This is a genomic window from Brachybacterium halotolerans subsp. kimchii, assembly GCF_020792675.1.
Lineage (GTDB): Bacteria > Actinomycetota > Actinomycetes > Actinomycetales > Dermabacteraceae > Brachybacterium > Brachybacterium halotolerans.
In genome coordinates this window covers 3,225,228-3,247,232 of the sequence record NZ_CP086254.1, presented here as the reverse complement: position 1 = coordinate 3,247,232, position 22,005 = coordinate 3,225,228, and the positions used below count along the sequence as shown (strand labels likewise).

The following is a 22,005-nucleotide window of genomic DNA, read 5'->3' as shown; positions in this document are numbered from 1 at the left end:
CCCCCTCGAGCAGCACGGGAATCCGGACATCCCACCCACCGCGGCCCCTCGGCCCCGGCAGGCCCGTCGGCCGAGGAGTACAGTCCCGGGCGTGTCGAATTCACCGGAGAATGCATCAGGACCCGTCGGCGACTCCTCCGGGCGCACCGACCCCGCCTCGACCCCTGACGGAGCACCGCCCGGCGGCGGCGTGCTCGCCGCGCTCGACGCGCGCGACGTCAAGGGGCTCTACCTGTATCTCGCGGTGCTCGCGACGATCGGCGGGTTCCTCTTCGGCTTCGACTCCTCGAACATCGGCTCTGCCCTCGTGTTCCTGCCCTTCGACCTGGGCTCCTGGGGCACCGGCATCACCGTCGCCGGGGCCTCGCTCGGCTCCTTCGTGGGCGCGCTGCTCGCCGGTCCGCTGACCGACCGCTTCGGCCGCAAGTCCCTGCTGCTGGTCGACTCGGCGCTGTTCGCGCTGGGCTCGATCATCTCGGCGCTCGCCCCCGAGGCGACCACCCTGATCGTCGGCCGCATCATCATCGGCCTCGCGATCGGTGCGGACTCCGCGATCGCGACCGCCTACATCGCCGAGTTCGCGCCCAAGAAGCGGCGCGGTTCGCTCGCCGTCATCCAGCAGTGGATGATCACGATCGGCATCCTCGGCGCGTACGTCATCGCCGTGCTGCTGCTCAAGGCGTTCCCGGACGCCGCGGTGACCGTGGACTGGCGCATCATGCTGGGCGTCGGCTTCATCCCCGCGATCCTCTCGCTGCTGCTGCGCGCCCGGATGCCCGAGTCCCCGCGCTGGCTGCTCGAGCGCGGACGCGAGGACGACGTGCTCTCCGCGATGCGCAAGCTCGACATCGAGGCCACGGCCGAGCAGGTCCACGCCGAGGCGATCGCCGTCCAGGAGCGCGTGCGCCGCCTGGCCAACACCACCCTGTGGACGCCTGCCGTGCGGCGCGCCCTGGTCGTGGTCTGCGTGTTCTTCGTCTTCCAGCAGATCACCGGCATCAACGTCGCCTTCTACTACGGCCCCGAGCTGCTGGGCCCCTACTTCGGCACCGACGCCGGGAACCCCGTGGATGCCGAGATCGCGGGCGTGATGGCCGCGGGAGTGCTCGCGATCGTCAACGTGCTGGCGACCTACTTCGCCTTCCGCTGGATCGACAAGCTGGGCCGGCGCAAGCTCTCCATCGGCGGCTTCGGCTTCATGATCGTCTTCCTCGTGATCGGCGCGATCGGCAACGCGACCCTCACGGGCACCGCGCAGCTGGTGGTCCTCATGATCACCTTCGCGCTGTTCATCTCGAGCTTCGCGATCGGCGTGGGCGGCACCGGCTGGCTGCTGCAGGGCGAGATCTTCCCGACCGCCGTGCGCGGCCGCGCCGCTGCGATCGCCGCGGCCGTCAACTGGCTCGCGAACTTCGCGCTGGTCCTCGCCTTCCCGCCGCTGCGCGACGGCCTGGGCCTCAGCTGGGTGATGATCATCTTCGCGGTGCTGTGCCTGCTGGGCGTGCTGTTCGTGCACCGCTTCCTGCCGGAGACCAACGGCAAGGGGGCCGACGAGTCGATCCTTCTGTTCGAGGGCCCCGTCAACCGCGAGGATCCCTCGCAGCCGTCGGTGGCCCCGGCCGCGCTGCGCTGAGCACACGAAAACCGGGCCTGGGCCTGGGCCTGGGCCTGGGCCTGGGCCTGGGCGATGCCTACCCCAGCAGACGCTCGAGCACGCGCACCACGCCGTGCTCGGCGTTGCTGGGCGCGGTGTACCGCGCGGCAGCCATGATCCGCGGGTGGGCGTTGGCCATCGCGAAGGACCACTCGGCGACGTCGTACATCGCGAGGTCGTTGAGGTAGTCGCCGAACACGGCGGTCTGCGCGGGCGTGATGCCGAGCGCGTCCTGGAGGGCACGAATGCCACGGCCCTTGTCCGCCTCGGGATGCATGACGTCGATCCAGTGGGCGCCGGAGACGACCACCTGGTGGGTCTCGGCGAGGTCGGCGAACCGGGAGGAGGTCGCCTCGGCGTCGGCGAAGTCGTGGACGGCGAGCTTGAGGACATCGCCCTCGACCGCGTCGAGGTCGGGGACGATCTGGAGCCGGTGGTAGTACTTCCGGGCCTCGGCGAGGAAGGCCTCGTCGGCCCGCTCGACGTACGCGGTCTCGACCCCGCAGACGACGAGGCCGAGGTCCAGGCCGCCCGCGACGAGTTCCCGCACCCGCGCGACGACGCGGTGGGCCGTCGGCGCGTCGACGGTCGTGGTCGCGACGACCTCCCCGTCGTGCACGACGAGCGTCCCGTTCTCAGCGACGTAGGTGTCGATCCCCGGCGCGCCGGACTCCCCTGCCGTGCCGTCGGCCTCTCCCCCGAAGGTCGCGCGCAGGGTCGCGAGTTGGCGGCCGCTCGCGGGCACGAACTCGATGCCCCGCTCGTGCATGCGCTCCTGCAGCGCCCAGAACTCGCCGGGCACCTCGCCCTCGGGCGTCAGCAGCGTGCCGTCCATGTCCGCGACGACGAGGCGGACGTCGTGCGGACCCTCGGCGATTCCGGTCCAGGGCTCGGCGGACGAGGTGCGGGCAGGGGCGCTGGTGCTGGCGCCGGTGAGGGACTCGGGCACGGGATCGCTTTCTCTACGAAGGAAGGGGCATGCGCGGAGCGACTCCGCTGTTCAGACCGTAGATGACCCGGGACGGACGCTGCATCAGTCTCCCGTCCACCTCACAGCGCGTTCGCCGGCTCCCGGCCATCGACGACGTCGATGATCGCCTGGGCGTTCGCCCGGGAGATCGCCGCATACGCCTCGCGCGTCTCTGCGGCCATGTGGTTGGTGGCGAGCACACGCGGGTGGCGCGCGAGCGGGTGCCCGGCGGGCAGAGGCTCCGTGGAGAAGACATCCAGAGCTGCCCCCGCGAGCTCTCCGCTCTCGAGCGCGGCCAGCAGGGCCACCTCGTCCACAAGGGCGCCGCGCGCGGTGTTGACCAGGAGCGCGCCGTCTCGCAGCGACCTCAGGAAGGCCCGGTCGACCGTGCCCACGGTCTCCGGGAGGACGGGCAGATGCAGGGACAGGACCTCGCTGCGCGCCAGGAGCTGTTCGCGCTCGACGAGCTCTATCCCCAGGCGGCGAGCGGCCTCCTCGTCCGGATATGGGTCGTGGGCGATCACGGCGCCTCCGAAGGCGACGAGCTTCTGCGCCACGAGCTGCGCGATCCTGCCGAAGCCGAGCAGGCCGATGGTCAGTGCGGAGATCTCCCGGCCCGGGAATCGGCTCCAGTCCCCGTCCGCCGCGGCGCGCTGCCCCTGCGGAAGGTTGCGCAGTGCCGCGATGAGCAGGCCCACCGTGAACTCGGAGACGGCGCCGGCGTTCCCGCCCGGGACATTAGTGACGATGATCCCTCGCTCCCGCGCCGCGTCGAGATCGATGTTGTCGACACCTACGCCCTGTTTGCACAGGATCCGCAGCGACGGCAGAGCGTCCATCTGGGAGTCGGTCCACTCCTCGAGTCCGACCACGGCGGCGACAGCCCCGGCTCCGAGGGAGCGGACCTCCTGCGCGGACAGCGGTCGGTCGTGCGGGTTGGGAACGAGGCGGAATCCCGCCTCGGAGAGCGCACGGGCGCCCTCCGCGGACACGTTCTCGTAGTCGGAGGGGCAGGCCAGGACGACGGGGGCTGTGCTCATGGGGTGCGGAGGCTCCTTCGTAGACGATGCGCCTTGAGCCGGTCACCGCCTCCCGCGGCCCCTGTCAGGAACCGTCGGAGTGCGTCCAGACCTGCTCGAGCGCAGTGATGATGCGTCGGCGCGAGCCGTCGAGGTGCTTCTCGAGCACGTCGACGGCACGCGTCTCATCTCCCGAGGCGATGACCTCGAGCAGGTTCGAATGGTCCACGACCACAGGGTCGAGGTCCACGTCGATGCTGTTGGTGATCGCGAGGATGCAGGCGAACAGGGGCTCGATCTGCTCCCACAGCGCGAGCAGACGCCGGTTCCCCGAGGTCTCGTAGAGGGCGCGATGGAAGGCGAGGTCGCTCGTCGCGAACGCATCGACGTCGCCGGTGCTGCCGCGCATGGTCTCCACGCTCCGGCGCAGCGGGTCCAGGCCCTCCTGTGATCGAACACGGCACACCTCGGCGACGGCGACGGTCTCCAGACCGCGGCGGACGGCATAGAGATCCCGCACTCCGTCGGGTCCGAGGCCGATCACGCGCAGTCCCCGTCGTCCCACCGGCTCGATCAGCTGCTCGATCGAGAGGATGCGCAGTGCATCGCGCACGGGTCCGCGGCTGACGTCGAACTCCTCCGCGACCCTGTCCTCGACGAGGTGCGTTCCCGCGGGGATGGTCCCCCGCACGATCCGGTCCCTCAGCGTCTCGGCGAGCCGGACCCCGATGGGGACGCTGCGCAGCCGGTTCTGGTGCATGTGTGCCTCTCCGCTCGACGGTCCGGACTACCGTAGCCCGTCGCACGAAGGCATCATCACCGGCCCTGCCATCTCGCCCAGGTCTCCGCGTCACGAGAGCCCCGAGAACGACCTGACGAGGTCGGCGAGCTCCGGCTCGGGTCGGTCCAGGGCCATACGGCTGGTCCCGGCGTCGACGCCGCGCGCCGCCAGCCCCGCCTTCATCCGCTCCGGGTCGCCCCGGATCAGTTCGACAGCACGGTCGACGCCGGACTGCAACGACTTCAGCTCGTCGTCAGTGGCGCCCGCGGAGAGCGCCTCCGCGACGGCCACGAACGGTTCGGGCAGCACCGAGGCGACGCCGGAGATCACACCGTCGATCCCACGCGAGGTCACGCGCGCGATCTCAGCGTCCGATCCGGTGAGCAGCTGGAAGTACGCCGGAACGGACGTGCGCAGGGAGGCGACGTGCTCGAGCGTCTCCCCGCTGACCTTCGCACCGATGATCCCGGGAATCTGTGCGATCTGGGCGAGCTGATCACTTCCGACTGCGTTCCCCGTCCTCGCCGTGAAGAGGTAGGCGAAGACATCGAGCCCCTCGGCTGCGGCCGCCGCCTCGCGGAAGAAGTCGACGACGGCCGTCGTGCTCGCGGGCAGATAGTAGGGAGTCAGGACCGCGACGGCGCGTGCACCGGCGCCACGGGCGTCATCGATCAATTCGCGGACCTGGTGGATGCTCGGTGCTCCCACGTGCACCACCACCCGGCGGTCCGCGAGCACCTCGAGGCTCAGTCCGGCGAGCGATCGGCGCTCCTCGCGGGAGAGCGAAGGAAACTCGCCCGTCGTTCCCAGGACGAAGGAGCCGTCGACGCCGGAGTCCCGGATGAACTCCAAGATCCTGCGCGAGGCATCGAGGTCGACGGCACCGTCGGCGGTGAAGCCCACCGGGGCGGCCGTGAGGATGGTCGGTCGGGCCGTGGTCATGGAGTCTCCTCGGATGTGGACGTGGAGGGGTCGGTTCCGCGCTCGAGTGCCTCGAGCGCGCGGCGGGTCTCGCCGGGAAGCGTCACCGTGCCGTCGGCACGCCGCCGAGCTTTTCGCTCGACGTCGCCGGGAACGAGCGCACCGTCGGCGCGGATCGCATCCGAGAGGCGCGTGGTGCGTTCTGCATACTCGTCGCCGCGATCGCTGAATGCGGTGACGTCGAGCGCGATGATCGTGACGCCCCCGGTGCGGCGCCCGCCCTCGTCCGCACCGCGGACCTGAGCGAGACCGTTCAGCTGCGGTGCGGCGGCATCTGCGTGGGCGAGACCCCCGAGCAGCGCTGCGGACAGGGCGAGGCCGTATCCCTTGTGACCGGACCCGGGGCCCCCGAGCGGAGTCAGCGTGCCACCGTCGAGGAAGTCCTGCGGAGACATGGATGGCGCGCCGTGGCGGTCCAGGAGCGCGCCCTCCGGGACGTCCTCGCCGCGTGCGAGGGCTGCGTGGACTTTGCCCTCGGGAATCACGGACATCGCGGCATCGAAGATGATCGGCGCGTCCGCACCGGGGTAACCCATCGCCCACGGATTGGTGTTGAGGAAGGGAAGGCCGGTGGAGCTCCCGAAAGGAGCCATGGAGCCGATGCCCGGGCCAGCTGCCGCAGCGACGATGATCGAGACGAGTCCGAGGTCGGCGAGCCGCTCCGCGTACTCGCCGAGGCGGCCGATGTGGGTCGCATCCCGGATGGCGACGGTGGCGACTCCGTGCTCACGTGCGGACCGGGCGGCGACGTCGACGGCCGTGGCCGCCGAGAAGTGCCCGAAGCCATGGTGCGCATCGAGGACCGTTGCTGCTCCCGACCGGTTGACGACTGTGGGGCGACCCGCTGGATCGATGCTGCCCTCATCGATTTCCCTCGCGTACTGCGCCATGCGCAGGACGCCGTGGCTCGCGTGGCCGGACTGCTCCGCGCTCACCAGGTGGAGGGAGACCTCGGCGGCGACGTCTGCCGGGCTCCCGAGGTTCTCGAGTATTCGTCGCAAACGGTCCTGGAGCTCATCGACATCCAGTTCCACGGCCCGGCGGTCGTCGTCCGTCATGCGCCCACCGCCTGCGGCGAGGTCGAGCGCAGCGGCTCGATCTTCGGCATCACGAACGCATAGTTCGCGGCCCCGAGCAGGGCGACGACTCCTGCGATGACCAACGGGATCGCGAAGGACGACGTCACACCGGTGATCACACCGATCAGGATCGGCGAGACGATGCCCGCGCAGTTGCTCGCGGCGTTCTGGATTCCTCCCAGTGAACCCACATGAGCGTTGACCGGGGCGACGTCGGCGGGCAGACACCATACCGAGGCTGCCGCGAAGGTCGAGGAGAAGTAGGACAGCGAGAGCGCGAGCAGCGCGGTCGACACCGTCGGTGACAGCACCGCGAGCATGATCACCGAGGTGCCCAGCAGCCCACCGACGAGGCAGATCTTGCGAGCGCGGCTCACCGGCACCCCTCGTCGGACGAGTCGATCGGAGACCAGCCCGCCGGTCCATCCGCCGAGCATCGATGCGATCCCGGGGATCATTCCGATGAAACCGAACTTCAGCAGGCTGAGGTCGTAGGTGCGCACCAGGTACGTGGGGAACCAGGTGATGAAGAAGTAGGCCACGAAGTTGATGCAGAAGAAGCCGATCATCATCGACCAGACCATCCGGTGGCGGAAAAGAGAGCGCCAGGGCACGGTCTGCTGGGAATCAGCATCCCTGTTGGCCTCCTCCTGATCGGCTTCGATGTACTCGAGCTCCTCGCGGCGCAGCCGGCGCGAGGCTCGCGGATCGCGGTACAGGAACCACCAGGCGATCGCGTACATGATCGCGACCGCACCCGTCACGTAGAAGGCGCTGCGCCATCCCGCCCACGTGATCAGCAGGGCGACGAGCGGGATGCACAGCGTGGACCCGATCGGGTTGCCGTTGTTGAAGGTCGCGGAGGCGAAACTCCGCTCTGAGCGGGGGAACCACCGGGACACCACTTGGGCCGAGGCAGGGAATGCAGGGCTCTCGCCGATACCGAGCAGCAGGCGCAGCACGATCAGGGAGACGAGACCCCAGGCGAACCCCATCAGTACGGTCACGAGGCCGAAGCAGAGCGCGGACGCACCGATCATCACGCGGGGCCCGATGCGTCCGGCCAGATAGCCGCTGGGCAGTTGGAATGTCGCGTAGGTCCAGAAGAACGCAGACAGCGCGACACCCGTTGCAGCCTCTGCCAACCCCAGGTCGTGCTGGATGTCAGGGAGGGCGACGCTGATCGTCGCTCGATCCAGGTAGTTCACCGAAACGCCGAGCGTGACGAGAGCGAGCACCGCATATCGGTATACGCCGGCTTTCGGGCGCCCCTCTCGGCGCGCACCGCGCGCATCGTCTTCCGTGGCCACGGATGCCATACCGGTCACTCCCTTGTTCGTCGGTATCCCGTTCGTTAACGGTAAACGGTAGACGGTGAGTGTGCAAGAGGCACCGGACGCACCGCGGCCCCCGCACCGGTGGGTGCGGGGGCCGCGCTCGTGCACCGGGTCGGTGCGGAGGTCGCCGTGTGCTCAGAGCACCTTGGCCAGGAAGTCCTTGAGCCTCTCGCTCTGCGGATCGTCGAAGATCTCCTCGGGCGTTCCCGCCTCGACGATGACGCCGCCGTCCATGAAGATCGTGCGGTTGGAGACCTCGCGGGCGAAGCCCATCTCGTGGGTCACCAGGATCATCGTCATGCCGTTCTCGGCGAGGTCGCGGATCACTTGGAGCACCTCGCCCACCATCTCGGGGTCGAGCGCGCTCGTGGCCTCGTCGAAGAGCATCACCTCGGGCTCCATGGCGAGCGCTCGCGCGATCGCCACACGCTGCTTCTGACCGCCGGAGAGCGAGGCCGGCTTGGCGTCGGCCTTCTCGGCGAGCCCCACCCGGTCCAGGAGGGTGCGGGCGCGCTGATCGGCCTCCTTCGCGGAGCACTTGCCCAGCTGGATCGGCGCGAGCGTGATGTTCTCGAGGACGGTCATGTGCGGGAAGAGGTTGAAGTGCTGGAAGACCATGCCGATCCTCTGGCGCACCTCGTCGATCTTCACCTTCCGCCCCGAGAGGTCGGCGCCGTCGATGACGATCGACCCGCCGGTGGGTTCCTCCAGACGGTTCAGGCAGCGCAGGAAGGTGGACTTGCCCGATCCCGAGGGACCGATGATCGCGACCACCTCGCGCTCCTTCACCGTGAGGTCGATGCCGGTGAGCACCTCGTTGTCGCCGAAGCTCTTGCGCAGGCCCTCGACGACGATCTTCTCGGGACGCTCGCCCGCATCCTTCGTCGCACCGCCGGCACCCGCGCCGCCGTGGGCGCTCGTCTGCCCGCTCGGACTCGTCTGCTCGCTCATACCGCGTACTTCCTCTCGAGTCGCTGCGACAGCAGGGTGAGCACCGTGATCACCGCGAAGTACAGGAACGCCACCACGACCAGCACCTGCGAGGACATGTATGTCGTCGCGATGATCTGCCGGGACTGGTAGGTGAGCTCGGCGAGTCCGATGACGCTCAGCAGCGAGGTGTCCTTCAGCGTGATGATGCCCTGGTTCACGAAGGTCGGGATCATGATGCGGAAGGCCTGCGGGAGCACGACCTTCTGCATGGTCTTGCGGTGGCCCAGGCCCAGCGATCGGGCGGCCTCCGTCTGCCCGGAGTCGACGGCCTGGATGCCGCCGCGGATGATCTCGGTCATGTAGGCGCCGGTGTTCAGCGTCAGCGTGATCGCACCGGCGACGAACGGCCCCATCTTGAGGTCGGGGAACATCTGCGGGATCGCGAAGAAGATGAAGAACGCCTGCACCAGGATCGGTGTCCCGCGGAACACGTACACATAGGCGGTCGCGATCCAGCGGAAGGGCGCGAAGCGCGCGAGCCGGGCGAAGCCGAAGATGATGCCGAGGACGAAGGCCAGCACGAGAGCGACCACGGTGGACAGGAACGTGAGCCACACACCGTGCAGCAGCTGCGGCCAGTAGTCCGTGATCACCGTGAGCACGGAGCGGTCGGGCTTCTGCGCCTGCTCGCCGCCGCCGTCGCTGCCCTGGGCGCCCACGTACTTCTCGACGATCGTGTCGTACTCGCCGCTCTTCTTGAGGTTCTTCAGACCCGCGTTGAACTTCTCGAGGAACTCCGCGTTCTTGCCCTTGTTCACGGCGGCACCGAAGTCACCGCCGCCCTGCGGGTCGCCGACCTGCTTGAAGCCGGACCCCTGGGTGATGCCGTAGGCGATCACCGGGTAGTCGTCGAAGTAGCCGACGGCGTGCCCGGACTTCACCGCGTCGACCACGTCGGTGGTCTCCTGGTAGGTGTCGACCGTGTAGCCGTACTTGTCCTTGTTCTCCTCGGCGAAGTCCTTGCCGGTGGTGCCGTTCTTGACGGCGACCGTCTCGCCCTTCAGCTGGTCGAGGGAGGAGATGTCGCTGCTCTCGGGCACGGCGAACTGCACGCCGCCCACGAAGTAGGTGTCGGTGAAGTCGAAGGACTCCTTGCGCTCGTCCGTGATGGTCATGCCCGCCATCACGGCGTCGACCTGGTTCGAGGACAGCGCCTGCACCGCCGCGTCGAAGCCGAGCGGACGGATCTCGACCTCGAAGCCCTGATCCTTCGCGATCGCGTTGAGCAGGTCGATGTCGATGCCCTCGAGGTCGCCGTCGGAGCCCGTGTACTCGAAGGGCGCGTACGTCGTGTCGGTGCCGACGACGTATTTCTCCTTCGGCTCCGCGTGCGCGGGCTGCGCGCTCACCGCGGCGGTGAGCGCGGCCATGAGCAGGACCGCGAGCAGGGCGATCCAGCGCAGGGCGGGTGGCCGGGATCCGGCGGGCGCGGGCGCGAGGGCGGCCGACGCGGTGCGCGGCGGGGCCGCGATGGGTGACGCAGGCGGGATGCCTGGTGTGGGCGGGGAAAGGGGCGACACCGGTTCCTCCTCGGACCTCGCGGCCGCCCGGGCATCGGTGCCCTGAGGGGATCCGCACGGCTGCGAGCCCGACGAAGGCGGCACGTGCGATGTTGTCGTGACGTGTCGTACAGCACGTGCACCATAGCAAGGCGGGCGCCGGACCCCATTCGCAGGATCCCGCGGAGGGGTCAGGACTCCCAGCGCACCTCGTCGGCGTCCTTGTCGGGACGCCACCCCCTCCACACGGGCCGGCGCAGCCTGTCGTCGGGGGTGCGCTCGGCGTGGCGGACCTCGCCCACGAGGTCGGCGCGCACCCAGTGGGCGTCGCGGGCATCGGCGCTCGGGACCCCGCTCACCGGCGGCGTCTTCCGCGATCGCGAGCGGAGGCGCTCGTGCGCGTGCTCGAGATCGTCCTCGCTGAAGCCTGTGCCCACGCGCCCGACGTAGTGAAGATTCCCGTCCTCGTCCGGGACGGCCAGCAGCAGGGAGCCGATGCCGCCTGCGCGCGCTCCCCGTCCCTCGCGCCAGCCCACGACGACGACCTCCTGGTGATGGGCGTTCTTGATCTTGAGCCAGGTGCGGGCACGGCGCCCGGGCTGGTAGATGCTCGACTCCTTCTTCGCCATCACGCCCTCGAGCTGGAGCTCCTGGGAGCGGGCGATCGCGTGGTCCACGTCCCCGTGCACGGCGTGCGGGAGCTTCACGTGCTCGGTGGGGTCGACGGTCGCGAACAGGGCGTCGCGCCGCTGCCTGTACGGCGTGCGCAGCAGTGACCTGCCGTCGGCCTCGAGCAGGTCGAAGACCATCAGGTGGACCTCCGTCTCCTCCTGCGCCCGCTCCACGTCGCGTCGAGAGGTGAGTCCCAGACGCCGTTGGAGGCGCGAGAACGAGGGCCGCTCGTGGGAGTCCAGGGCGACGATCTCACCGTCCAGGACGATGCGTCCGGTCCCGGAGCCGGTGCCGCCCACCGCGTCTTCCAGCTCCCCGAGCTCGGGGAACGTCGCGGTGACGTCCGTGCCGCCGCGGCTGGTCAGGCGCACACCGGTCGGGGTGATCGTGGCGATCGCGCGCACACCGTCCCATTTCATCTCGAAGGCCCAGTCGTCCTCGTCGGTGTCCTCGCGCGAGCCGGACGTCGCGAGCATCGGGCTGATCTCCTCGCGGTCGTCTGTCTCTTCGCGGGCACCGGTCTGCTCGCGGTCGCCTGTCTCCTCGTGGGCACCGGTCTCCTCGTGGGCACCCGCCGTTCCCTCCTCGGGCTGGTCCTTCATGAGGTGCAGCAGCCAGTCGGCCTTCGCCTTCTTCTTCGCGGCCGCAGTCCTGGCGCCGCGGCCCATGCCTCCGGTGTGGATGAAGGCGAAGCGGCGCGGCACGCCTCCGAGCCCTCCGTCCTCGCGTCCGCGGCAGACGGCGATGACCTCACGGCCCTCGCGCCACTTCTCGATCTCGACGAGGCCGCTGTCCCAGATGGTGACCTCTCCCCCGCCGTACTCGTCCTGCGGGATGCTCCCCTCGAAGGTGCCGTACTCGAGCGGGTGGTCCTCCGTCTGCACCGCCAGCCGGTTCACGTCCACCTCGAGCGGCGGTCCCTTGGGGACGGCCCAGGAGACGAGCACCCCGTCGTGCTGGAGCCGGAAGTCCCAGTGCAGGCTCGAGGCGTGGTGCTCCTGGATCACGAACATCGGGTCCTGTGCCTCGATCGCTCGCTGCGCCGCATCGGCCCGGTCCTGCGATCCCTGCCGTGCCGCCTCCGGGGTCGCATCCGGGACGGGCTCCGGGGTGCGGCGCGCGTCGCGCTTGGACCGATAGGCGCGCAGTCGATCGTCCGCGGCCCCGGCCGACGCCTCGTCGTCGGCCGACGCCCCTCCCGCGGCCGACGAGTCATGCTGTTCGAGGCCGAGCGGCGCGAGAGGATCGGTCCCGTCCTCGACGCGCGCGAGGACCTCCTCGAAGTCGAGCTGGGCGAGGGAGGAGTCCTCGATCTCGTCCCAGGTGCGGGGCGCGGCGACCGTCGGCCGCTCCCTGCCGCGCAGCGAATATGGGCACACCGTGGTCTTGTGCCCGTTGTTCTGCGACCAGTCGACCAGGACCTTCCCTCGGCGCAGGGACCTCTTCATGTCGCTGACCACATGGTCGGGATGCTCGTCCTCGAGGGCTCGCGCGAGGCGGTGCGCGAGCTCTGCGACCTCGTCGGCAGCGGAGGTCCCGTCCAGCGGGGCATAGAGGTGGATCCCCTTCGAGCCGGTCGTCACGGGATAGGAGTCGAGTTCCATCTCGGCCAGGAGATCCCGGCACCACAGCGCCACCTGGGCGCAGTCGTCGAGACCGGCGCCCTCTCCCGGGTCGAGATCGAGCACGAGGCGGTCAGGGCATGACGATTCGCCGTCGGCGTCGAATCGCCACTGCGGGGTGTGTATCTCGAGCGCCGCGAGCTGGGCGAGCCACACCAGCACGGCGGCCTCGTCCACGAGGGGGTAGGTGGAGATGCCGTCGTGGTGCTCGAGGTCCGCTCGCGGCACCCAGTCCGGCGCGGAGTCCTCGAGATCCTTGCGGAAGAAGACCTTGCCGGGGTGCTCGGCGGTGCCGACCCCGTCGACCCATCGCTTCCGCGTCGCCGGTCGGCGCGCGGCCTGCGGCACCATCACACCGGCGGCGCGCCGGTAGTAGTCGATGACCTCGCCCTTCGTGGTGCCGGTCGAGGGATACATGACCTTGTCGAGGTGCGTGAGCCGCAGCGAGCGGCCGTCGACCTCCACCTTCTGCTCCCGTGCGGACATGGCTCCACTGTTGCGCGGATCACCCGTCCTGTCACGGGCGGGCCAGGGCGCCGCTGCGCAGGACCCCCGTTTTCCGGGGTGCGGCGCGCCGCGCGACGTGGCCCACATTCTCCAACCCCTGCCCTCCGCTTATGGCACCCATAAGCTACGTTCGGAGAACACGATCACTGCCGCCTCGGCGTGTCTGGGCGCAGTCGGGTGCATCCCTGCACCGGTCGTGCGTCGCGCGGAACGGGGAGTCCGCAGATGACGCGGGATGTCCGCGATCCACCGCGCGACCCGCGGGAGGGCCGGCGTCGGCCCACCCGCCGCTCCGGCAGCTCCAGAGCTCGATGTCCAGGAGGCCCGATGTCCGACCCCGCATTCCCGACCGCATTCGCGGCCCCGCCCGCGACCTCGGCCCTGCCCGTGGTCCCGTCCCTGCCCGCGGTCCCGGCCGCTCCGGCGGTCCACGTGCTCCACGACAACCCGGAGTGGATCGCCCCGTTCACCGCGGCCTTCGAGGCCGTCGGCGTGCCGCTGATCGAGTGGCCGCTCGACGGCGGCGTGCTCGACCTCGACAGTGAACCTCCCCAGGGCGTGTTCTGGTCCCGCCTGAGCGCCTCTTCCCACACGCGCGGCGCCCCGCACGCGAAGGACGTCGCGCGCGGCACCCTCACCTGGCTCGAGTCCTGGGGGCGGCGCGTGGTGGGAGGCTCCCGCGTGGCCGATCTCGAGGTCTCGAAGATCCAGCAGCACGCGGCGCTGCGCCATGCCGGGTTCGACGTGCCGCGCACGATCGCCGTGCACGACCGCGACTCGCTCGTCGATGCCGCCCGCGCCCTGCCCGCCCCCTTCATCACCAAGCACGACCAGGGCGGCAAGGGTCTGGGCGTGCGCCGCTTCGAGGACCACGAGTCCTTCGAGGAGTACGTGCGCGGCGCGGACTTCGAGGAGAGCGCCGACGGCATCACCCTTCTGCAGGAGCTGCTCGTGGCCCCCGAGCCCGTGATCACGCGCGCGGAGTTCGTGGGCGGCCGCTTCGTGTACGCGGTGCGCGTGGACACCTCCGGCGGCTTCGAGCTGTGCCCCGCGGACGCCTGCGCCCTGCCCGGCACCCCGACTCCCCCGGCCTTCCGGCTCGACGACTCGATCACCGCGAGCACGACCCTGATCCGGCGGTACGAGGAGCTGCTGGCGGACCTCGGGATCGAGATCGCGGGCATCGAGTTCCTCACCACGAACGACGGCCGCACCGTCACCTACGACCTCAACACGAACTCCAATTACAACCCGGCGGTCGAGGCCGAGGCCCCGACACCGGCCGTGCGGCAGGTCGCGCGATGGTTCGGGGAGCTACTGGACGCCGAGCGCGGCACGGTGCCGCTGGACGTCGTGCGGGGCGCCGCATGAGCGCCGCACCCGGGGCGGCCGCCACCGGTGCATTCACCGCGGAGTGGACCGCCTGGCACGAGGCGCACGAGAGCTCGCGCACGGACCCGCTCGGCATCCTCGCCGCGACGGGACTGCACTGGCTGGGGCGCACGCGACTGCGCGCGCCCGGGGTCCCTGGCGCCTGGTCCGTGGGCCCACAGGGACCGCTCGTCGAGCTCGCCGAGGGCGAGATCCTCACGGCAGGCGGCGAGGAGCTGCGCGGCACCCGCCAGCTCGCACCGTTCATGCACGACGGCACCGTGCTGCTGCACTTCGTCGACCGAGCGTCGGGCGCGTCCGGCGCGCCAGGCACGTCCGAGCACGGCGTCGACGGGGTCGCGGAGGTCGCACGGCGCGGCAGCGGCGTCATGCTGCGGCCCCGCCGCGCGGACAGCCCCTACCTCGCCTCCTTCACGGGGACGAAGGCGTATCCGGCCGACCCGCAGTGGGCGATCGACGCCCGCTTCGTCGCCGACTCCGCGCCGACCACGCGCCGGGTCGATGCCGTGCTGCCCGGCATCCAGCACAGCTTCTCGAGCCCGGGCCGCCTCGAGTTCGAGCGCGACGGGCGCACCCACCGCCTCACGGCCTTCGCAGGCGCGGACGGCGCGCTGACGGTCCTGTTCCGGGACGCGACCAGCGGGATCACGACCTACGCGGCGAGCAGATCGCTCACGGTCCCCGCCCCGTCGGCCGACGGCTCCGCGGTGCTCGACTTCAATCGCGCGGTGAACCTCCCCTGCGCCTACACGGACTTCTCGACCTGCCCGGTGCCGCCACGGGAGAACACCCTCCCCTTCTGCGTGGATGCCGGGGAGAAGGTGCCCGCCGCCCGCGCGAGCGCGGCGTGAGCATGGCGTGAGCCTGGGGCGAGCGAGCCGTCCGCCGGGAGCGGCCGGAGGTGTGACCCCTGCCGCCGCCGGGTGACGCTCCCCTCATATCGTGATCTAGTAGACCCTGCACGCCCACTTAGGCGAACCTGCATACTCACCTAGCTCACCCGAAGGACCGTTCTGTGACCTCGTCGCGCCCGCTCCCCCGCACCTCCTCCCACGAGCCCTCCGTCCGTCGCCCGCTCGCGCGGCGATCCCTGCTCGGGATCGCCCCGTCGGCCGCCGTCCTCGCCGCGCTCACCGCGTGCGGCGCGGGCAGCCAGTCGGCCGACGGCGCCGCCTCGGACGCTGGTTCCTCCGACGGCGGCTCCGGGGCCGCGGCGGGCGGCGCGCAGGGCGCCCCGTCGGACCTGCCCGAGGGCTGGACCTGGGTGGAGGGCGCGGACCTGCCCTCGGCGTCGGCGACCCCGGAGCTGCCGGTGACGGTCACCGACGGCACGGGCGAGAAGGTCGAGGTCAAGGACATCTCGAAGATCATCGTGGGCGGCGAGGACGTCGCCGACATCCTCGCGGCGCTGGGGCTGCAGAAGAACATCTATGCGGCCCCCACGAACTCCGTCGCCCAGGCCGCTCTCGATGCGCCCGAGCACTTCGAGTTCAGCCAGAAGACCGGCGTCGAGGGCCTGCTGAGCGTCAAGGGCACGCTCTTCATCGGCAACAACGTCAAGCGCCACGGCAAGCCCGCGGCCCAGTTCCGGGAAGCCGGCGTGGACGCCGTCGTGGTCGACGACCAGCAGCCCATCGCCGACAAGATCCGGGCCGTCGCCGAGTACGTGGGGGCGAAGGACGCGGGCGAGGAGCTCGCGAGCGCCGTCGAGGACCAGCTCGACCAGGCCGCGTCCGACGCGAAGGGCACCGGCATCGACGGCCTCCGGATCCTCGCAGTGACCTCGAGCGGCGCGGGCGGGGCGAACGCCGTGGTCGGCACCGGCACGGCCGCCGCCGACATCATCGAGGCCGCGGGCGCGACGAGCGTCGGCGTCGAGGAGGGCCTGCGCGGCTACTCCGTGAAGTACAGCGACGAGGGCCTGCTGGACACGAAGCCCGACGTCATCCTCACCGGCGACGGCGACCTCGATGAGTGGGGCGGGCTCGAGGGCTTCCTCTCCGCCTTCCCGACCCTCGCGCAGACCCCCGCGGGCACCTCGAACACCTTCTTCCTCATGCCCAGCGAGCAGATCAAGGTCAGCGGCGTGGGCGTCGGCGCCGGTGCGATCGCGCTGGTGAAGGCCCTCGCCGCCGTCGCGAAGTGACCGCCGCCGAGGACACCGCCGGGTCCGCCCCGCGCCGGGCGGCGCGCGAGCGGACCCGGCGCCTGCCGCTCGCGATCGGCCTGCCGATCAGCGGCGCGGTGCTGGTGGTCGCGATCGTGGTCTCGATCGGCACGGGTCCCATCCAGCTCAGTCCGAGCACGCTCCTGGGCGTCATCTGGCACGAGATCCTCGGGCAGGGCGCCGCGCGCCCGGCGCTCGAGACCACCGTGGTGATGGACCTGCGGATGCCGCGCGTGCTGTTCGGGGCGCTCTCCGGGGCGGCGCTCGCGGTCTCCGGCGCGGCGCTGCAGAGCCTGTTCCGCAACCCGCTGGCCGATCCCGGCATCATCGGCGTGAGCGGCGGCGCCTCCACCGGGGCCGTCGCCGCGATCGTGCTTCTTCCCCCGCTGACCGGTGCGGCGGTCGCCTGGGTGGTGCCCGCCGCGGCCTTCGCGGGCGGCATCCTCGCCACGACGCTGATCTACGCTCTCGCCCGCCCGGGCATGGACTCGGGCACCGCGCGGCTGCTGCTCGTGGGCATCGCGATCGGGTCCGCCTTCGCCGCGATCACCGGGTTCCTCACCTTCGCGGCCGACGACGACGATCTGCAGACGGTCGTCTTCTGGCAGATGGGCTCGCTGGGCGATCTGGACTGGATGAAGCTCGCGATCGGCACTCCCGTGATCCTCGTGGGCGTGGCGATCATGATCCTGCTCTCGCGCCGCCTGGACCTGCTCACGCTCGGCGACCGGCAGGCCCACCACCTGGGCCTCGACGTGTCCACGACCCGCAAGATCGTCATCGGGACCACCGCTCTGCTGACGGGCACGAGCGTCGCCTTCGCGGGCACGATCGGCTTCATCGGGCTCGTCGTCCCGCACATCGTGCGCCTCATCTGCGGGCCCGCGCACCGCGGGGTGCTGCCGATGTCGGCCGTGATCGGAGCGCTGCTGATCGTCGTCGCGGACACGCTCTCGCGCACCGTCGCCCCGCCCGCCGAGGTGCCGATCGGCCTGTTCACGGCGATCATGGGCGCCCCGTTCTTCCTCATGCTCGTGCTGCGCTCGCGGACGGTGCGGCTGTGAGCGCGCAGACGGGGGCTCGCGTCGGCGCCGAGGCGGCCGATGGCCTCGCGGCAGGCACCGAGGAGGCAGGCGCGCCAGCGCCCGGCACCACCGGCGCCGAGCCGTGGATCCGCGTCGAGCAGGCCGGCTTCGCCATCGGCGGTGCGGTGCTGCTGCAGGATGTCGAGTTCTCGGCGAGCGGGGGCGAGCTCGTGGCGCTCGTCGGCCCCAACGGGGCCGGGAAGTCGACGCTCCTCTCCCTGCTCTCGGGGGATCAGCGGCCCACGAGCGGTCGCGTGCTGCTGGACGGCAGGCCGACGGCCGACTGGCCGGCGAAGGCTCTGGCCCGGCGGCGCTCGGTGATGACCCAGCACCACAGCCAGGCCTTCTCCTTCACCGTGCACGAGGCGGCGGCGATGGGCCGCGCCCCGCACCCCGTCGGCCCGGACGACGACGCCCTCATCGAGCGCTGTCTGCGTGAGGCGGACGTCGACGCCCTCGCCGGGCGGGACGTCACGACCCTCTCGGGCGGCGAGCTCGCACGGACCGTGTTCGCCCGCGTCCTCGCCCAGGATGCCCAGGTGGTGCTGCTCGACGAGCCGACGGCCGCTCTGGATCTCCATCATCAGGAAGTGCTCATGGCCCGGGCGCGCGAGCTCGCGCAGGAGGGCCGCTGCGTGCTCGTGGTCCTCCACGACCTCACCCTCGCCGCGCGCTGCAGCGACCGCATCGCGATGTTCGACGGCGGGCGCCTGGTCGCGCTCGGACCGCCCGGGGACGTGCTCACCCCCGACCGGATCCGCGAGGTCTATCGCCATGAGGTCGCCGTGCTCGAGCACCCGACCTCCGGCCGGCCCCTGGTGGTGCCGCTGTGACCGCGCAGGAGCCGACGCGCCGTCGCCCCGGAGCCGCCGGGGCCGCCCAGCGCCCCGATCCCGCGGCTCTCCTGTCCGGGCCCTGGTGGGAGCCGCTCCCCCGGGCGACGAACGCGCCCGTCCAGCGGGTGCGCGTCGTGCGGGCCGAGCAGCATCCCTCGACGGCCGCCCCCGTCGGCGCGGCCGTCGACGTCCTCGCGCGCGAGGAGGATCGCGCGATCATCCGGCTGCGCCACCGCGCTCCCGGCGCGAGCGCCGTCGCAGCGCAGATCAACGGCTGGTGGAACCCCGATCCGCCCGACGGCCTCGACCTCGTCGCCCAGGGCGACGGATGGTTCGCGGGCGTGCTGTCCGTCCCCGGGGACCTCTGCGCGACGATCGCCTTCCTCGAGCACCATGATGATGACGGTGCCGACGGTGCCCCGGCAGACCCCCCGTGGTGGAGCGACGGACTCAAGGGGAAGCGTCCGGCGGCGCCGGCGCGACCGCAGACGGGACCGGCGCGGCCACAGGCGCGGCCTAGCGGGTCCCTGGTCCTGGACCTGGTCCGCGACCGGGTCGTCGCCTCACACGCACCCTCCAGCGTCCCCGTGCACGAGCTGGCGACGGCCGAGGGCGAGCCACGCACACGCTGGTGCGCGATAGACGGGACCCGTGAGAGCAACGGGACCAGCGAGGACGGCGGAGACCGAGCGGGCACAGGGGACGACGCGCTCCCGCCGTCGGACCTCCCCCTGCTCGTCGTCACCGACGGGGAGGCGCACGTCGACCGCCTGGACACCCCGGGAGCGCTCGCCGAGGCCGTCCGCGCCGGCGACCTCCCGCCGCTGCTCGCCGTGTTCCTCGACGCATGGCCCGACCGCGCCCGGGACCTGGGCGTGCCCGGCGGACAGGCCGCATGGATCGCGGACACCCTGGTGCCGCGCCTGCGCCCCACCCCCGATCCGCGGCGCACCGTGGTCACCGGGTCGAGCTTCGGGGGTCTGACCTCGCTCTTCACCCTGGCCCGGGCGCCGCACAGGATCGGTGCCGCGATCGCGCAGTCCGTCTCGCTCTGGCGCTACCCCCATCTCGCGCTCGCAGCACCCCTGCGCGCGGCGCTGCGCAGCGAGGCCCCCGGGAACGTGCGCATCCGTCTGCACGCCGGTCACTTCGAGGGGACCATGGGCGAGGCGGCGCGCGAGCTCGCGGACGCCGTGTCCGACGGGACCGGGGCCACGATCCCCGTACGCATGCATCGCGGGGGCCACGACTGGGCCTGGTGGCAGCCCGCGATGGTCGAGGAGCTCTCCGCCCTGCTCGCGCCGGATCGCACCTGACCTCGTCTGACCACGCCTGATCTCTCCGATTGCGTCTGATCGTCCGCGCGACCCCACGTGAACGCGCGGCCCGCGCGAGGGGCCGGCCGCACTACCATGGCCGCTCGTCCGTTTCCCGGAAGAAGGAGTCCCGTGACCGCCGCAGCCCTCTCCCCCCGGCACCCCGTCCTCGCCGATGCCCTGAACCGACATCGCTCGCTCGGGATCGATGCCGCACTGGTCGTCGCCGGAGCCGCGATCGTCGCCCTGCTGGCCCAGGTCGAGATCCCGCTGCCCGTCGTCCCGATCACGGGCCAGACCCTGGGCGTGCTCCTCGTGGGCGCGGCACTCGGTGCGCGCCGCGGAGCCGCCGCGCTGACCGCGTACATGGTCGCCGGCCTCGCCGGGGCCCCGGTGTTCGCGGGCTTCAGCGGCTCCCTCGCCGCGGTGATGACGCCGAGCTTCGGGTTCATCCTGGGCTTCATCCCCGCCGCGTACCTCGCGGGCTGGTTCGCCGAGCGCTCGTGGGACCGCCGCTCCTGGAAGGCCTTCGCCGGCTTCGCCGCCGCGAGCGTCGTGCCCTTCCTCGTGGGCGTTCCCTACATGGCCTGGATCCTGAACGCCGTGATGGGCGCGAGCGCCGACCTCGGCCAGATCCTGGCCCTGGGTGTCACGCCCTTCATCGCGGGCGGCGTCGTGAAGGCCGCGATCGCCGCGGTCGCGATCCCGCTCGCCTGGCGCGGTGTGCGCGCGATCGACCGTTCGCAGCGCGACTGATCACTCACCGCCGCGGCCCTGCGCCGCGCCGGAATCCGAGGCCCCGCGGGTTCGCCCGCGGGGCCTCGTGCGTCCCACCGCCACCCCGCTTGTTGATAATCTTTCCCAACACGGAATGGTCGCACCGATCCGCACCGCCTGCTCCACTCCGCCTGCTCCACCCCACCCACTCCACTCCGCCCGCCCCAGGAGGACGCCCGTGCACGTCGGCCCGTCGGCCCCGCAGCCCGTTCCCGTGATCGCTCTGACCGGGCACCTCGGGGCGGGGAAGACGACGGTGCTCAACGCGCTGCTGGCCGCGCCGGGCGCGCGCCTGGGCGTGATCGTCAACGACGTCGGCGAGATCAACGTGGACGCGGCGATGGTCACCGGCCAGGTCGACGACGCCGCCTCGATCGCCGGCAGCTGCCTGTGCTGCCTGCCGGACTCGACGCCGCTGGACGATGCGCTGGAGCGCCTGTCCCGGCCGCGCCTGGCCCTCGACGCCATCGTCATCGAGGCGAGCGGAGCCGCCGAGCCGCTCGCGCTGGGGCGCATGATCCGCTTCTCCTCCGCCGAGCGCACGCGACTGGCGGGCGTGGTCGAGGTGGTCGACGCCGAGACGTGCTTCGAGACCGTCGACCCCGGCGGGGACGGCCCGCACCCGCGTCCCGCGCCCGCCCGGTACGCCGCTCCCTCGCTCGTGCTCGTCACCAAGACCGACCTGTTGCCCGCGCGGCTCGCCGCACGACGGCTCGAGGCGATCACGGCCCGCGTCCGCGAGCGCAGCGAGGACGCGCACGTCCTGGCCGTCGCCCGCGGAGGGCTCGACCCGACGCTGCTCCTGGACGTCGCCCGGACGGAGGATCCGCCCGACCAGCTGCCGCTCGCGGCGCTCGCGCGGGAGGAGCACGCCCGGCACGTCCATGAGCACGCGGATGCCGTCACGGTCCACGCGCACGGCCCGGTGGAGCCGTCGGCCCTGGCCGACCTGCTCGAGGACCCGCCCGAGGGCGTCTTCCGCCTCAAGGGGATCGTCGCCGTCGCCGGACCCCGTGATCGGCGGCGCTTCGCGCTGAACCTCGTGGGCCGACGCGTGCATGTGGCGACAGCGCCAGCGGGGGCGCAGGCGGAGGCAGAAGCGGAGAGCGAGCATCCCGAGGGGCTGGTCGCGATCGGCATGCACCTCGACGAGGCGGCGGTCCGCGCCCGGCTCGTCGCAGCGCTCGCCCCGTGCGAGCATCCCAGCGCCGCGGGCATGCGCCGTCTGCTGCGGCTGAAGCGGCTCAGCGCCTGAGGGGCGCTGGCGATGCGAGCCGGGATGGGACGAGCGCCGGGGCCCCGGGGAATTCTCATCGCC

18 protein-coding genes are annotated in these 22,005 nt (G+C 71.5%); 9 read left to right on the top strand and 9 right to left on the bottom strand.

From position 1 onward, the window contains the following. Positions 1–91: 91 nt before the first annotated feature. Positions 92–1,633, top strand: a complete 1,542-nt coding sequence (locus tag Bra3105_RS14525; RefSeq protein WP_228357420.1) for a sugar porter family MFS transporter — start codon at positions 92–94, stop codon at positions 1,631–1,633. Positions 1,634–1,691: 58 nt separating this feature from the next. Here Bra3105_RS14525 and Bra3105_RS14520 read toward each other — a convergent pair whose 3' ends face one another. From Bra3105_RS14520 to Bra3105_RS14480, 9 genes are all read right to left on the bottom strand, one after another. Next, entirely contained in the window at positions 1,692–2,603 is a 912-nt protein-coding gene (locus Bra3105_RS14520; RefSeq protein ID WP_323188827.1) for a Cof-type HAD-IIB family hydrolase, read from the bottom strand. A gap of 101 nt (positions 2,604–2,704) precedes the next feature. Next, complete coding sequence (locus tag Bra3105_RS14515; RefSeq protein ID WP_228357419.1) at positions 2,705–3,664, bottom strand: phosphoglycerate dehydrogenase; 960 nt, start codon at positions 3,662–3,664, stop codon at positions 2,705–2,707. Between the two features lie 64 nt (positions 3,665–3,728). After that, positions 3,729–4,403 (bottom strand): GntR family transcriptional regulator, encoded by a 675-nt coding sequence (locus Bra3105_RS14510; RefSeq protein ID WP_228357418.1) that lies wholly within the window; start codon positions 4,401–4,403, stop codon positions 3,729–3,731. Positions 4,404–4,493: 90 nt separating this feature from the next. Continuing rightward, positions 4,494–5,366 carry a dihydrodipicolinate synthase family protein gene (locus tag Bra3105_RS14505; RefSeq protein ID WP_228357417.1) on the bottom strand — a complete coding sequence of 291 codons (873 nt, stop codon included), beginning with the start codon at positions 5,364–5,366 and terminating at the stop codon, positions 4,494–4,496. Further along, positions 5,363–6,463, bottom strand: coding sequence for an Ldh family oxidoreductase (locus Bra3105_RS14500; RefSeq protein WP_228357416.1), 1,101 nt, complete (start codon positions 6,461–6,463; stop codon positions 5,363–5,365). Before Bra3105_RS14500 ends, Bra3105_RS14505 begins: the two co-directional genes overlap by 4 nt. Further along, positions 6,460–7,803 carry an MFS transporter gene (locus Bra3105_RS14495; RefSeq protein ID WP_228357415.1) on the bottom strand — a complete coding sequence of 448 codons (1,344 nt, stop codon included), beginning with the start codon at positions 7,801–7,803 and terminating at the stop codon, positions 6,460–6,462. The genes Bra3105_RS14500 and Bra3105_RS14495 overlap by 4 nt, the downstream gene beginning before the upstream one ends. A 153-nt stretch (positions 7,804–7,956) precedes the next feature. After that, positions 7,957–8,772: an amino acid ABC transporter ATP-binding protein gene (locus Bra3105_RS14490; protein WP_228357414.1), complete on the bottom strand. Its 816-nt coding sequence runs from the start codon at positions 8,770–8,772 to the stop codon at positions 7,957–7,959. Further along, positions 8,769–10,334 (bottom strand): amino acid ABC transporter substrate-binding protein/permease, encoded by a 1,566-nt coding sequence (locus Bra3105_RS14485; RefSeq protein WP_228357413.1) that lies wholly within the window; start codon positions 10,332–10,334, stop codon positions 8,769–8,771. The genes Bra3105_RS14490 and Bra3105_RS14485 overlap by 4 nt, the downstream gene beginning before the upstream one ends. A 170-nt stretch (positions 10,335–10,504) precedes the next feature. Further along, positions 10,505–13,093: an ATP-dependent DNA ligase gene (locus Bra3105_RS14480; RefSeq protein WP_228357412.1), complete on the bottom strand. Its 2,589-nt coding sequence runs from the start codon at positions 13,091–13,093 to the stop codon at positions 10,505–10,507. A gap of 348 nt (positions 13,094–13,441) precedes the next feature. Between Bra3105_RS14480 and Bra3105_RS14475 the strand changes: the two genes are divergently transcribed. The 8 genes from Bra3105_RS14475 to Bra3105_RS14440 all read left to right on the top strand — a co-directional run bounded on the left by Bra3105_RS14475 (position 13,442) and on the right by Bra3105_RS14440 (position 21,942). Next, positions 13,442–14,485 carry an ATP-grasp domain-containing protein gene (locus Bra3105_RS14475; protein ID WP_228357411.1) on the top strand — a complete coding sequence of 348 codons (1,044 nt, stop codon included), beginning with the start codon at positions 13,442–13,444 and terminating at the stop codon, positions 14,483–14,485. Further along, on the top strand, positions 14,482–15,357 hold the full coding sequence (locus Bra3105_RS14470) for a DUF1684 domain-containing protein (RefSeq protein WP_228357410.1): 876 nt from the start codon (positions 14,482–14,484) through the stop codon (positions 15,355–15,357). Before Bra3105_RS14475 ends, Bra3105_RS14470 begins: the two co-directional genes overlap by 4 nt. Before the next feature lie 164 nt (positions 15,358–15,521). Then, entirely contained in the window at positions 15,522–16,652 is a 1,131-nt protein-coding gene (locus Bra3105_RS14465; protein ID WP_228357409.1) for an ABC transporter substrate-binding protein, read from the top strand. Next, a complete protein-coding gene (locus Bra3105_RS14460; RefSeq protein WP_228357408.1) occupies positions 16,649–17,737 on the top strand; it encodes a FecCD family ABC transporter permease in 1,089 nt (362 codons plus the stop codon). The genes Bra3105_RS14465 and Bra3105_RS14460 overlap by 4 nt, the downstream gene beginning before the upstream one ends. Continuing rightward, positions 17,734–18,591 carry a heme ABC transporter ATP-binding protein gene (locus tag Bra3105_RS14455; protein WP_228357407.1) on the top strand — a complete coding sequence of 286 codons (858 nt, stop codon included), beginning with the start codon at positions 17,734–17,736 and terminating at the stop codon, positions 18,589–18,591. The genes Bra3105_RS14460 and Bra3105_RS14455 overlap by 4 nt, the downstream gene beginning before the upstream one ends. Further along, positions 18,588–19,910, top strand: a complete 1,323-nt coding sequence (locus Bra3105_RS14450; protein WP_228357406.1) for an alpha/beta hydrolase — start codon at positions 18,588–18,590, stop codon at positions 19,908–19,910. The genes Bra3105_RS14455 and Bra3105_RS14450 overlap by 4 nt, the downstream gene beginning before the upstream one ends. Positions 19,911–20,042: 132 nt before the next feature. After that, positions 20,043–20,666, top strand: a complete 624-nt coding sequence (locus Bra3105_RS14445; RefSeq protein ID WP_228357405.1) for a biotin transporter BioY — start codon at positions 20,043–20,045, stop codon at positions 20,664–20,666. A 199-nt stretch (positions 20,667–20,865) separates the two neighbouring features. Continuing rightward, positions 20,866–21,942, top strand: a complete 1,077-nt coding sequence (locus Bra3105_RS14440; RefSeq protein ID WP_228357404.1) for a CobW family GTP-binding protein — start codon at positions 20,866–20,868, stop codon at positions 21,940–21,942. The last annotated feature ends 63 nt before the right edge of the window (positions 21,943–22,005 follow it).